10 protein-coding genes are annotated in these 13,014 nt (G+C 41.3%); 6 read left to right on the forward strand and 4 right to left on the reverse strand.

Annotated features, from left to right (window positions below):
* The first annotated feature begins 54 nt into the window (after positions 1–54).
* Positions 55–438: a glycine cleavage system protein GcvH gene (gene gcvH / locus C0J08_RS11380; RefSeq protein ID WP_212652093.1), complete on the forward strand. Its 384-nt coding sequence runs from the start codon at positions 55–57 to the stop codon at positions 436–438.
* Between the two features lie 93 nt (positions 439–531).
* Positions 532–3,396 (forward strand): aminomethyl-transferring glycine dehydrogenase, encoded by a 2,865-nt coding sequence (gene gcvP, locus C0J08_RS11385; RefSeq protein WP_212652094.1) that lies wholly within the window; start codon positions 532–534, stop codon positions 3,394–3,396.
* A gap of 155 nt (positions 3,397–3,551) precedes the next feature.
* On the opposite strand, the gene C0J08_RS11390 is transcribed toward gcvP, so the two are convergent.
* Positions 3,552–4,451, reverse strand: coding sequence for a LysR family transcriptional regulator (locus C0J08_RS11390; protein ID WP_249344242.1), 900 nt, complete (start codon positions 4,449–4,451; stop codon positions 3,552–3,554).
* A gap of 93 nt (positions 4,452–4,544) precedes the next feature.
* Here C0J08_RS11390 and C0J08_RS11395 point away from each other — a divergent pair, with 93 nt between their 5' ends.
* Positions 4,545–5,708: an MFS transporter gene (locus C0J08_RS11395; protein WP_212652096.1), complete on the forward strand. Its 1,164-nt coding sequence runs from the start codon at positions 4,545–4,547 to the stop codon at positions 5,706–5,708.
* A 139-nt stretch (positions 5,709–5,847) separates the two neighbouring features.
* Positions 5,848–6,924: a GGDEF domain-containing protein gene (locus C0J08_RS11400; RefSeq protein WP_212652097.1), complete on the forward strand. Its 1,077-nt coding sequence runs from the start codon at positions 5,848–5,850 to the stop codon at positions 6,922–6,924.
* A gap of 425 nt (positions 6,925–7,349) precedes the next feature.
* Here C0J08_RS11400 and C0J08_RS11405 read toward each other — a convergent pair whose 3' ends face one another.
* The 3 genes from C0J08_RS11405 to C0J08_RS11415 form a co-directional block, all read right to left on the reverse strand.
* Entirely contained in the window at positions 7,350–8,099 is a 750-nt protein-coding gene (locus tag C0J08_RS11405) for a CLCA_X family protein (RefSeq protein ID WP_212652098.1), read from the reverse strand.
* Between the two features lie 17 nt (positions 8,100–8,116).
* The gene (locus C0J08_RS11410; protein ID WP_212652099.1) at positions 8,117–8,608 is read right to left on the reverse strand and encodes a hypothetical protein; all 492 of its coding nucleotides are present in this window, start codon (positions 8,606–8,608) and stop codon (positions 8,117–8,119) included.
* 205 nt (positions 8,609–8,813) lie between these two features.
* Positions 8,814–9,413 carry a DJ-1/PfpI family protein gene (locus C0J08_RS11415; RefSeq protein ID WP_249344244.1) on the reverse strand — a complete coding sequence of 200 codons (600 nt, stop codon included), beginning with the start codon at positions 9,411–9,413 and terminating at the stop codon, positions 8,814–8,816.
* Between the two features lie 85 nt (positions 9,414–9,498).
* Here C0J08_RS11415 and C0J08_RS11420 point away from each other — a divergent pair, with 85 nt between their 5' ends.
* Both C0J08_RS11420 and C0J08_RS11425 read left to right on the forward strand, forming a co-directional pair.
* Positions 9,499–10,827: an aminotransferase-like domain-containing protein gene (locus C0J08_RS11420; RefSeq protein ID WP_212652100.1), complete on the forward strand. Its 1,329-nt coding sequence runs from the start codon at positions 9,499–9,501 to the stop codon at positions 10,825–10,827.
* Positions 10,828–11,004: 177 nt separating this feature from the next.
* Entirely contained in the window at positions 11,005–12,900 is a 1,896-nt protein-coding gene (locus tag C0J08_RS11425; protein ID WP_212652101.1) for a PhoX family protein, read from the forward strand.
* Positions 12,901–13,014 lie beyond the last annotated feature (114 nt).

The following is a 13,014-nucleotide window of genomic DNA, read 5'->3' on the forward strand; positions in this document are numbered from 1 at the left end:
TCACATACCCAAGGAGCAATCTCCTTGGGTATTTTTTAAAGAGGCATAAATAAAATGAGCACTATACCAGAAAATCTAAAATACGCTGACTCACATGAATGGGTTCTAGATAATGGTGATGGCACTGTTACTGTTGGTATTACCGATCATGCACAAGACCTACTCGGCGATGTTGTTTATGTTGAACTACCAGAGATAGACTCTGAAGTGACAGCAACTGAACAATTTTCTCTTGTCGAGTCCGTAAAAGCTGCTTCCGATATTTATGCACCAGTAAATGGCACAGTAGTTGAAGTCAATGACACGCTAAATGACTCTCCAGAACTTATTAATGAAACGCCTTATGAAGGTGCTTGGATTGCCAAAATCAAGCTAAGCAACGAAGCTGATCTTGATAAATTACTTGATTCTGCGGGCTACGCGGCCGCGATCGCATAATTCCAGCGCTACATAGTTCCAACTCTAGGCTCTCCTACTTCATTATGATGAGAGCCTACCCCTCAGATCTTTATCTTTATAGGTGATTGAAACATGACCTCGTGCATTCACGATTTGCTAAACAATGATGAATTTATTGCTCGCCACATTGGCCCTGATGAATCAGAACAAGCCAAAATGTTGGCGGCAATTGGCATAGACAGCCTACCAGAACTCATCGAAAAAACGGTTCCAGAAGCCATTCGTCAAGCAAATCTAGACCTTTCAGCCAATCCAGTTAGCGAAAGTGATGCACTTGTAGAGCTAAAAGCGATTGCCACCCAAAACAAAGTAGCACGATCGTTTATTGGTATGGGGTATCACGATACTCATGTACCATCACCTATTTTACGCAACCTACTGGAAAATCCTGGCTGGTATACAGCGTACACCCCCTATCAACCGGAAATATCTCAAGGTCGCTTGGAAGCTCTATTAAACTTCCAGCAAGTCATCATCGACCTAACAGGTATGGAAATATCTAACGCCTCGCTGCTAGACGAAGCGACATCCGCAGCCGAAGCGATGACTTTGATGAAGCGTTCGAATCGCAAAAAAAGCGATACACTATTTGTTGCTAACCATTGCTTACCACAAACAATAGATGTCATTAAAACGCGTGCCGAACTATTGGAAATCCAAGTTGTAGTTGATGATATCAACAACTTCTCTCAATATGATGTATTTGGTGCCATTTTCCAATACCCTGGTATTGACGGCACAGTTATTGATTTAACTCAAGCCATTGCGCTGGCACATGAGCAAGGTGCTTTAGTAAGTGTTGCAGTGGATTTGCTTTCTCTTGTTTTATTAAAATCACCAGGTGAAATGGGAGCTGACATTGTTTTCGGCTCAGCACAACGCTTTGGCGTCCCAATGGGCTTTGGTGGACCTCACGCCGCTTTCTTGGCGACCAAAGACGCTTTTAAACGCTCCATGCCAGGCCGTGTTATAGGTGTTTCAAAAGATAGCCATGGCAAGCCAGCACTCCGCATGGCAATGCAAACTCGCGAACAGCACATTCGTCGCGAAAAAGCGACTTCGAACATTTGTACTGCTCAGGCACTACTGGCTATGATGGCTGGTTTTTATGCTGTGTATCATGGTCCGGCTGGTCTTAAAAAGATTGCTACTCGTATTGCCGCATTAACGAATTGCTTTGCTAAGGCCATTCAAGAGCAAGGTTTTTCTACTAATGTTAATTACTTCGATACCCTTATCATTAACACTGGCGAACAAACAGACGACATCATGACAAAAGGCGCTGCGAAGTTAATGAACTTCTACAAAGTGTCTGATAGCCAAGTATCTATTTCGTTGAACGAGACCACTACGCCGAATGACCTTATGGATTTGGCCGAATGCTTTGGCGCCGAGCTGTCACTAAAAGATATTGCTAACACCGAAACCTCATTTGGTTTTGATACTTCCATGCTGCGCCAAGATGACATACTTACTCATCCCGTATTTAACAGCCATCACAGTGAAACAGAATTGATGCGTTACTTACACCAGCTAGAAGTGAAAGATATTGCCTTAAACCAGAGCATGATCCCTCTTGGTTCTTGCACCATGAAGCTAAATGCTGCATCAGAAATGATTCCTGTTACTTGGGCTGAATTTGGCCGTATTCACCCATTCACTCCAAGTAATCAAGTAACTGGTTATCAAGCCTTGCTGCAAGAGCTTATCGAAATGCTCTCAAAAGCAACTGGTTACGACACGGTTTCTTTACAGCCAAACTCTGGCGCACAAGGTGAATATGCGGGCCTTATTGCTATCGACAAATATCATAAATCTCGTGGTGATCATGACCGTGATGTCTGTTTGATTCCAAGCTCTGCTCATGGCACAAACCCAGCCTCTGCCGCATTAGCAGGCATGAAAGTTGTTATTGTTAAGTGCGACGAAAACGGCAATATCGATTTGGTTGATCTTGCGGAAAAGGCAGAAAAACATGCTACACAACTTAGCTGCATCATGGCGACTTATCCGTCTACTCACGGTGTATTCGAAGAACACATTCGTGAAGTGTGTGACATCGTTCATAAATTCGGCGGTCAGGTCTACATTGATGGTGCCAACTTAAATGCCCTTGTGGGCGTTGCACCTCCAGGCACCTTTGGTGGCGATGTTTCTCACCTTAACCTACACAAAACATTCTGTATTCCACATGGCGGTGGCGGCCCAGGCATGGGTCCAATCGGTGTTAAATCTCACCTTGCTCCTTTCCTACCTGGCCATGCTGTTGCACCAGTTATGGGAATGCTTGAACAACATGGCGCGGTATCCGCAGCGCCCTATGGCAGTGCGAGCATTCTTGTAATCACTTGGATGTACATCAAAATGATGGGCGACAAAGGCTTACGAGATGCAACTTTCAATGCGATTTTGAATGCTAACTACATCGCTAAGCGACTAGGCGAGCATTACCCTGTTCTTTATACAGGCAAAAACGGCACTGTGGCACACGAATGTATTATCGACATTCGACCATTAAAAGCAGAATCAGGCATCAGTGAAGAAGACATCGCTAAACGCTTGATGGACTTCGGTTTCCACGCACCAACCATGTCCTTCCCTGTTGCGGGCACGTTAATGATCGAACCGACGGAATCTGAAAATTTAGAAGAACTAGACCGCTTCTGTGATGCCATGATTCAGATTCGCGGAGAAATCAGCAAGGTGCAAGCTGGTGAATGGCCACTAGAAGACAACCCGCTAGTCAATGCTCCACATACCGCAGACAGCCTCCTAGACATGGAGTGGAATCACGCTTATTCTCGCAAAGAAGCGGCTTATCCACTTAATTGGATCAAGGCTCGTAAATACTGGCCACCTGTTGGCCGTATCGACAACGTCTACGGCGACCGCAACCTATTCTGTGAATGCCCGCCAATAGACAGCTACGAAAGCTAATCTTCGGAGCTTCTAAAAAAGTACTAGAACCAAAAAAGGCGAATCAGCAATGATTCGCCTTTTTTAGCTGCGTATAAAGCAACTAAGGGAAACTCAAGACCAAAGATAAATGTCGCAAATCTATGATCATATTTATTATATAGATTCAATTTTATTTATTCTTGCCCACCCCAGTGCTCAAGCAACGCATCACGAAACATCATTAACTTGGCTGATCGATGTCGAGCGGATGGATAGAGAAGTGTCAAAGGCGTCGATGATCGAGCATATTCATTTAAAACTGGCGTCAACAACCCGTCCTTCAAATAACCTTCTACAAAAAAGGTCATCAATTGCGCCATACCAATACTTAATAACGCAGCTTCTATTAAAGGGTCTCCATGATCAACAACTAAGCTTCCTCTAATGGGAAAGTCTGTATCCCTCTCATTATTCCGAAATGTCCAAGGAAATAATTGACCAGTAACTGGATTTCTAACTTGCATACAATTATGTGCAGGCAATTCCTCTAACGTCTTTGGAAAGCCATAAGTATTAAGGTATTTTGGTGATGCAACTGTCACCCAGCCAGCAGCTTTAAGGGGCCGCGCAATCACTCTACTATCCTGAATATTTCCGCTACGAATGACAGCATCAAACCCTTCTCCTACCAGATCAACTATTCGATCAGTTAACACCAACTCTATGGTCAGCTGCGGGTACTCATCCAATAATTTAGCAACAATAGGCATAACAACAGCCCGACCAAAAGCTGATGGAGCACTAACTTTTAAGCGACCTATAGGTTCAAGCCCATATTCCAGCAACTCTTGATGCGCCTCCTCAAGGCCACAAACCAACGGCTGTACACGCTCTAAAAATAACTCGCCATCTGCCGTCAACTTTAAATTACGCGTATTACGGTGCAATAGGCGAAGACCTAGCTGGGATTCCAATCGATTTACTGCTCTAGAGATACCAGATTGAGTCACATCTAATTGTTGAGCTGCAACAGTAAAACTCAGATTTTCAGCTACTTTAATAAACTGCCTTACAGCATTAAGATCGTATTCCATGATTTTATTCATTACTAAAATGATTTAATTATATTTATTAAACTTAAATCATTAAAGATAATCTCACAACTTAAAACAATGTTGGAGAGAGATATGCGAACACCACTACCCATTAGTGTTTATATGCTGAGTTTTGGCATTTTCATTATGATCAGTTGCGAACTACAAGTATTAGGGATGATAGAACAGCTAGCGGCAACGTTGACAATCAGCATAGCTCAGGCAGGATATTTAGTCTCTATTTTTGCTGCTAGTATGGCCATTGGCGGCCCTATATTGGCCATATTAGTTTCTAGATTAGCCGTTAAAAATACCTTGATGATGCTCTATATCATTTTTATTTTAGGCGAGTTACTTGGCGGCCTTTCGAATACTTTTAGCCAACTAGTTATCGCTCGATCTATAACAGGCATGGTTTCAGGTGCGTTTTTTGGCGTTTCTATTGGTTTAGCAGCTCGACTTGTCAATTCAGATAGCAAACTGAAAGCTATATCAACGGTACTAGCAGGCATTATGCTTGGCACCATCATAGGCTTGCCGCTGGCTAAAGTCGTGTCTGAATACAGCAACTGGCAAACCAGTTTTTTCCTTGTTGTTGGTCTGGCAAGTATCAGTGCTTTATTGACATACTTGACCCTACCCAATCTTCCTCCTGAACCACCACAACCTCTTAAAAAAGAATTAGGTGCTGTCTTTGATGCTCGTCTTTGGTGGGTGTTTTGCACCAGTTTTTGTATCATTGGTGCCGTATACGCTCCTTTTAGCTATATCGTCCCTATTCTCAATGAAACATCTAGAATATCTCAAAACAGCATCACATTAATTCTCTTTGTATACGGTGGAATTATGCTCATCGGAAACAATTTGGTTGCTAAAATGGCAGCTAAAAATACAAGAAAAACGCTCGTGATAGGTATTAGTTTTCTAATTATCAATCTGTGTATGTTTGCCTTTTTCAATGATTATCATTGGCTAGCAATAACCTGCACATTGCTACTCGGATTATGTGGCGTAAGCCTAAACCCTGCTATGGTCAGTCGATTAATGGAATTACCTCAAGGTGGTCGTGCATTTATCAACACACTGCATGCCTCAATGATAACTTTAGGTATTATGTTTGGTAGCTTTACAGCAGGAACAGCATTATCGTTCGGCTATCCACTAACAATGACCATTTGGCTAGGTGCTGCTATCGCTTTCTTCGGTTTATTGATTTTAAAATTTAGCCCAATAAACACAGAGACACTTTCCAAATAATTCAAATAACAAACCATTTGACCCTCATGTAACCGTTTTAATACAAAAGTCACGTACAGACACCTTTCGTTTCAATTCTTCTATCGAACGCCACTTATGTTTTATTTACAATAAAAACACTATGTTGTGAGCAAATAAAATGTACAAATACTATTTGAAGAAAGTATTAGAATGGTTACTTGGGAATAAAGACAATCCATTTGAGTACACACATCACGCAATATTACTTGTGGGTATGATGTTGTATATCTACGCCGCTATAGCGAACTACTATCTCGAACTAGCTGGCATATACAGCATCTACTTTCAGCTTGTTTTAGCTCTTTTAATTTTTGTCATTTGGTATCTATCTCGCTGGCGAAACCAATTCAAAAAGATGAGAATTGCATTCATCGCTATTATTTTGTTGGTATCAATACCCGCAAACTGGATAGGCAATGCAGGATCAAATGGCCCTACCTATTTTGTTGATCTTGGCTTACTTATTTACATCTCTGTTTCATTCAAAGACCTTGGAATCTATCGTCGTATCGGGCAATTTTTTTGCATCATCATTCCTATCCCATTAATTCTAATTGAAAAGAAATACCCCGATATTATTTTTCAATATGCCACAGAAACACAGAAACAAATTGATCTAACAATTACCTTCATCATTATTGGTCTTTTTTTGATCGCCATGATGGAAAGCTTATCCACCAGATTCAAACTAGAAAGAAATAAAGCAGAGCAACTATCCAAGAAATTACGCGACTTATCAGAAAGAGATTCTCTTACTGAACTATATAATCGCAGAATATTAGATAAGCAATATTCATTATGGAAAACACAAGACCGAATTTTCAGCTTAGCCTTATTGGATTTAGATCATTTTAAAAAACAAAATGACCAATGGGGGCACAATTATGGAGATGATATCTTGCGAACTTTTTCATCGTTATTAAAGGATATCGCGATAGATAATAAAGGTTTCGCTATTAGACTTGGCGGGGAAGAGTTCGTTCTTCTGCTTCCTCTATCGGCTGATGATTCCTATCAAATAATTCGTCAAGCTGCAGATATATTTAGCAAAACGCCTTTAATACATGGAGCAGTTACATTTAGTGCCGGCATAGCTCAGAGCACACCCAATGACAACCAAGGTGAGCTATTAAAACGTGCTGATAACTTAATGTATCAGGCTAAGAGCAAAGGTCGTAACTGTATTTGCAAATAAATAATTACTTACAAAAGGAAGGTTTTAAAGCACATTTATTCTTTCCAAGAAAAGAAGGGAGTGAAATACCCACCCCTTTCAGCTTGATAACATACTGGCCTTAGAAAACGAGTAATAGCAGCACTACCGACAGACGTGGTACGACTATCAGAAGTCGAAGGAAATGGACCACCATGCACAGTTACATGGTTTACCTAAAAGCTGGTAGGCCAGCTATTCATCAACAATCGCTCTGGCCTTAATGTTATTGATTTTAAAATCAATAACCAGACCTTTTGTATATACTAAAACCTATTTGGCAGCACCAAGCTTATCAAGTTTAACTTATAAATCCTTGATAATATTTTCTTTCCAGCACGAAAATTTCTTTAAAAACGAATACTTGAAATACATTTTTCAAAAGATAGGAAAGCAAAAAAATACTGTCAGGTTAAGTAGTAACCCAGCAAACTAAAATAATTATGGAAAGCTTGTTTGATCCTGAGTCGTTGTTCGCCTTGAGGGTAAAGACCCAATTTGGCTTCATCAGAAAAGCGGCTTCCTTTTACTAAAAAAGTACTAGTAGGCTTTGTGTCTTCAACGAAAGCTTCAAAGGCTCTTGCAGCCATCTCTTCTGGTTTGGAGTAATAGACGACTTTAAGTTTTTGATCAGTCAAACGAGAAACTTGAAACATATCGCTTGGCTCATCTCCTCGCTCATTTAGCATAATGGATTTGAAACATTCGATTAACAACAAGCTCAATGGATGGGGAGATTGGTTACGAGATAATTTTATTTCAGCACTATTCAACCAACATTCAGAAGCAAACCGGGAAGAAGAGACATGTTGGAACATCTTTTCACCCATATAATGATCAAATGCATGGAACCATTCATGAGCAAGACTACCAGCACCAGCATTTTTAGCTAAAGACAACTGCCTTGTCGCAGGAACATAGTGAGCAGCAACGCCAGGTCGCCCACCTTTTCCATATTGAAGACCAAGAGTACCTCTAAGTGAAATCAGTAACTCCGGACCATGCAATACAGACATTAAATCCTCTAATGCCTGTTGGAAATTAACCGCTGCTCGGTCTCTTTCCTCTGGCGTAACCCACCTTCCCATTTCTATACCACGAAAATCAAATTGCCGACGTATAATAACAAAATTGATGCTGTCTTGATTCGAAGGCATGAAGGCTCGTTATTTGTTTAGGTATGGCTAAATGATGATGACATACCAAACTGCTGGTTAAACTCAGCAATTTTTTTAAGTCGCATCGTTTTTAAATCCTGCAACTGGCTTTCAATCTTGCTTTTTGCATTCTCTATTCCACCTTGATCGTTACTGGCCACTGCGTTTTCTAATTCGCGCTCATACTGATCCAATAAAGTATCATAATCATCTTGGTAGGCCTCTTCCACCAGCGCCAAAGCCACTTGATGCTGATAGCTAGCCGTTTGCTCTGTGTGCTTTTGAATATAAGCTAGCGAGTTATCAAAATATAATTGCTTCAAAGAATCTTTTTGTGAATCTGTGTTCTTAGAAATATTTTTTCTATCATCCGTAAGAACGTTAGCTTGTATTACTTCCACATCATAACGACTAACACTGGTGTCAGTTTGGGCAAAACTAAAGGGCACCGTATTTAACACAAGAATCGCAGTAAGAGACTGCAGTCTTTTCAAGAAAACTTTCTTCATGCGAACCTTCTTTTTGTTCTATGTAAATGTAAAGACTGGCTTGTAATCTTTTATGTGCTTTCAAAAAAGATTACAAGACGAATAAAAGCGTTACTTGATTCTATTGAGCCCCAAAGATAAGAACAACACCCAAAGCACAGATGCACATTTTAACCTTATCTGTGCACTGTTAGGCTCTATAAACTGACACAGTCATTACGAAAACCTATAAATACGGGGAAATATGTTGCATAACATGACATACATATTCTTCTTTTTCTCCGACAGGAGCAACATAGTCAATGGCATCTTGTGCTTCTTTAATACTGTCTAACTTAGCAATAACCCAAGCAGCAAGATAATGTGAAGCCAAGCAGCCACCAGCAGTAGCTATATTTCCCTTGGCAAAAAAAGCTTGATTTAGCACTTCAACGCCAGCCTCTTTTACCCATGGTAAGGTTGTTATATCGGTACAAGCAGGAACATCGTCCAATAATCCCAGCTTAGCTAACACTAAAGCGCCAGAACATTGGGCCCCAATGACCTGACGACTTGGGTCAAGTTGTATTTGCGCCATAATAGATGCGTCAGCGGCCACTTCTCTTGTTTTTATCCCACTCCCTATGATGACAGCATCGGCAGTGGATAAACTTTCAAACGAAGCCTGCCTCTCAATCACAACACCATTCATCGACTTAATTTGTTTAGTTGGACAGGCAATAGATACCTTCCAGCCTTTATTTTTTACTCTGTTCAAAATACCAAGCGCGATAAATGAGTCCAACTCATTAAAGCCATCGAAAGTTAAGATGGATATCTTCATCATCAAATACACTCTTTTGTTATGTTGAAAAAAACCATACTACGCCATATGCTCATGACGATTAAATTATTGTCATGGATACAATAGAATGCCGAAAGCTCGATACAAAGTTCTAGTTGACCGTATTGCAGCGGATATTCGCTCAGGGAAACTTCAGCCAGGTGTACGACTACCCACCCACAGAGAGCTAGCGAAGCGAGAAAGATTAGCTCTTGTCACTGCTTCTCGTATCTACACTGAACTTGAAAAAATGGGTTTAGTAATTGGCGAAACGGGACGTGGTACTTTCGTAAGAGACAGCGCAGTGCCTTTTGGTCATGGAGTTGATCAATCTCTTGTTCAGAATAATACGTTAGACCTTAACTTCAATTATCCGACACTACCCAAACAAACAGAGATATTCAGAAAAGCACTTCGCCAACTGGCTTTAACAGGCGATTTAGAGGCATTGCTACGCTATCAACCACATGCAGGAAGGCCCCATGAAAGAGCCATCATTGCAAATTATCTTTTATCACGTGGGCTTATTGTAAATGCAGAGCAAGTATTGATTGTTAGCGGAGCACAACACGGCTTATCTTGTATTCTAATGTCACAATTCACTCCTGGTGATGTCGTGGCCGTTGATGCAATCACCTATTCTGGTTTAAAAGTGTTGGCAGAAGCCTATCACATTGAGTTAGTTGCCATTCCAGTAACAAAAAATGGTCCGAACTTAGATGCTTTAATTGAGATTTGCAAAACAAGAAAAGTACGAGCCGTTTACTCAATGCCCACACTGCACAACCCCATGGGTTGGGTAATGAATAAAAAATGGAGGGAGCAACTTGCCTCTATTGCCAAGCACTATAATCTACTGATCATAGAAGACGCTGCCTATGCTTATTTGGCAGACAATCCCCCTCCTCCCATGGCCGCATTGTCCCCTGAAAACACAATGTACGTTTCTGGTTTCTCGAAAAACGTCGCGACGGGGTTGCGTATGGGCTTTATTATTGCTCCTGAAAAATATGTATCAAAAATAGAGCGAAGTATTCGTGTGACAACTTGGAATACCCCTTCACTCATCACGGCTTTAGTTTGCAATTGGATTCTGGATGGTACGGTTGAAGAACTCGAAAATGAAAAACGCCGTGATGCAAAACAAAGACAAGCCATTGCCAAGAGCATACTAAAAGAATTTTCTTATATCAGTCACCCATCTTCCTACTTTTTATGGCTACCTTTGCCCGAAGAAATGAGAGCAGATAAAGTAGTGGCAGCATTAAATCAGCAACATATTTCCGTATCGACAGCCGAGCCTTTTAGTACATCAGGAAGCACACCTCATGCTTTACGAATTGCGCTCGGCTCAGTTAGCTTATCTGAACTTAAAGTGGCTCTTGAAAAAATAAAGCAGACCACCCTTCTTGGGTAATTACTACAAATTCCCCATAAATAAGTGATTTATATTTATAGGTCGATAAAACGAACCTGTCACACAAACTTAATCAAATACTGGTTTAATCCTTTCCAAGGGCCATGATCAAAGGCTCTCTCATTGTCTGTTTACACATAGATCAGGTTGCAACCTGTAGGAATCAAGGAAATAATCATGACCCACTCTGTCGACTCAAATCGCCGCCGTATGCTCGGTTTTATGGCTGGTGCACCATTACTGCCGCTTGCAGGCGGGATGTTTAGCTCTGCTGCTTTTGCAGGAATGACTGAGACTCCTCTTTCTTCTGTTAGCTTTGTTCCTATGGCGGCTCCATCACTAAGTAATCCAGCCGCTATGTCAACCAATCTTATTAATTCAGCAATGCAATTAAAATTTGAAGATGGTACAAGCCGAATGGTGAAACTGGATTATCAACCATTCTTTATGACAGGTGACAAACTTCCCGATGGTAATGGCAACACTGTTATTGCTGGTGGCTATTACGACATTAATAACAAGCCAATTCTTGACCCTACTGCTGGGAATCGCCAATTTTTCTCCGACTGCCCAGATGGCTCTAGCTTACTAACAGTGAAAGACGCAAAAGTGGCTGGTGTTTATGGCAATCACGTTTTTGCCGTAGTGCAATTTGAATACACTTCCCGTGATGGTGCTGGCGACAACATGTACGGCAAGCTACCTTCTCCTATTGCTATTTTGACACTCGACCAAAACCCTGAAACGGGTGAACTGAAGCTGGTTAAATACCATAACGTTGATACTTCAGGGGTTGGCGGTCTATGGATTACCTGTGGTGCCAGTTTATCTCCATGGGGAACTCACCTTTCCAGTGAAGAATACGAGCCAGATTCATCTAAAATAGATGACAAGCAGTTTAAAGCATACTGCAAAAATTTATTCGGTGATGAAAACAAAGGCACCCCATATAATTATGGTCATTTACCTGAAGTAACGGTAAACAAAGACGGAACAGGGTCTATCAAGAAACATTATTGCATGGGACGGTTATCTCACGAGCTTGTTCAAGTGATGCCTGATGAGCGCACTGTGATCATGGGGGACGACGCGACAAACAGTGGTTTATTTATGTTCATCGCGGACAAAGCTCGAGACCTTTCTTCTGGCACTCTTTATGTGGCCAAGTGGCATCAAACCTCTAACAAAGGACCTGGAGCAGGCAATATCTCTTGGATCAAACTGGGCCGAGCAAATAGCGATGAAATTAAACGCTTAGTAGATGCAGGCATTAAATCGACTGACATTATGGAAATACATACTGAAGACCCGAAAGATCCGAGCTTCACAAAAATTGGATATAGTGGAAAATTTAATTGGGTAAAACTAATACCTGGTATGGAAAAAGAGGCCGCATTTTTAGAAACTCATCGCTATGCCGCTTTAGTCGGAGGTTCTTTGGGCTTTACTAAAATGGAAGGGACCACAGTCAATATTAAAGACAAAAAAGCCTACTCTGCCATGTCTTATATCTACAAAACCATGACAAATGGTAGTACGGATATTCATGTAGAAGGGCCTAAAGCAGGTGCCGTATACGAGCACAAATTAGCAGGCGGCCAGAAAGATCATAACGGAGAAGCAATTGATAGTGAGTGGGTATCTGTTCACATGCATGCGCCTGCTAATTTAATTGGTGAAGACTTAATTACACCTGATGCACTTGGTAATACAGCTCATGCCGATCGTATTGCCAACCCTGACAACATCAAATTTTCTGAAAAACTGCGCACCCTGTTCATTGGTGAAGACAGTGGAAACCATGTAAACAACTTTCTCTGGGCTTATAATGTCGACAGCGGCGAGCTATCACGCATTATGTCATGCCCTGCTGGCGCGGAATCTACGGGGTTACACGCAGTAGATGAAATTAATGGCTGGACTTACATTATGAGTAATATCCAGCATGCTGGCGATTGGGATAATAAACTTCATGCGAAAGTAAAAGATACGCTAGATCCATATATTCGCGCTAACTACAAGGACCGTTACGGTGCGGCCGTTGGCTACATCACAGGGGTTCCTAAAATTTAATAGCTAAAAATTTGTCTCGCCCTAAAATCGCTGACGTATTTTTTGGGCGAGACATCAACCTATAGACAAAAGAATACACCTTATTTTCCAATCTGATTCGTCCCCAAAAAAATA

It is taken from the genome of Marinomonas sp. CT5 (assembly GCF_018336975.1).
GTDB lineage: Bacteria > Pseudomonadota > Gammaproteobacteria > Pseudomonadales > Marinomonadaceae > Marinomonas.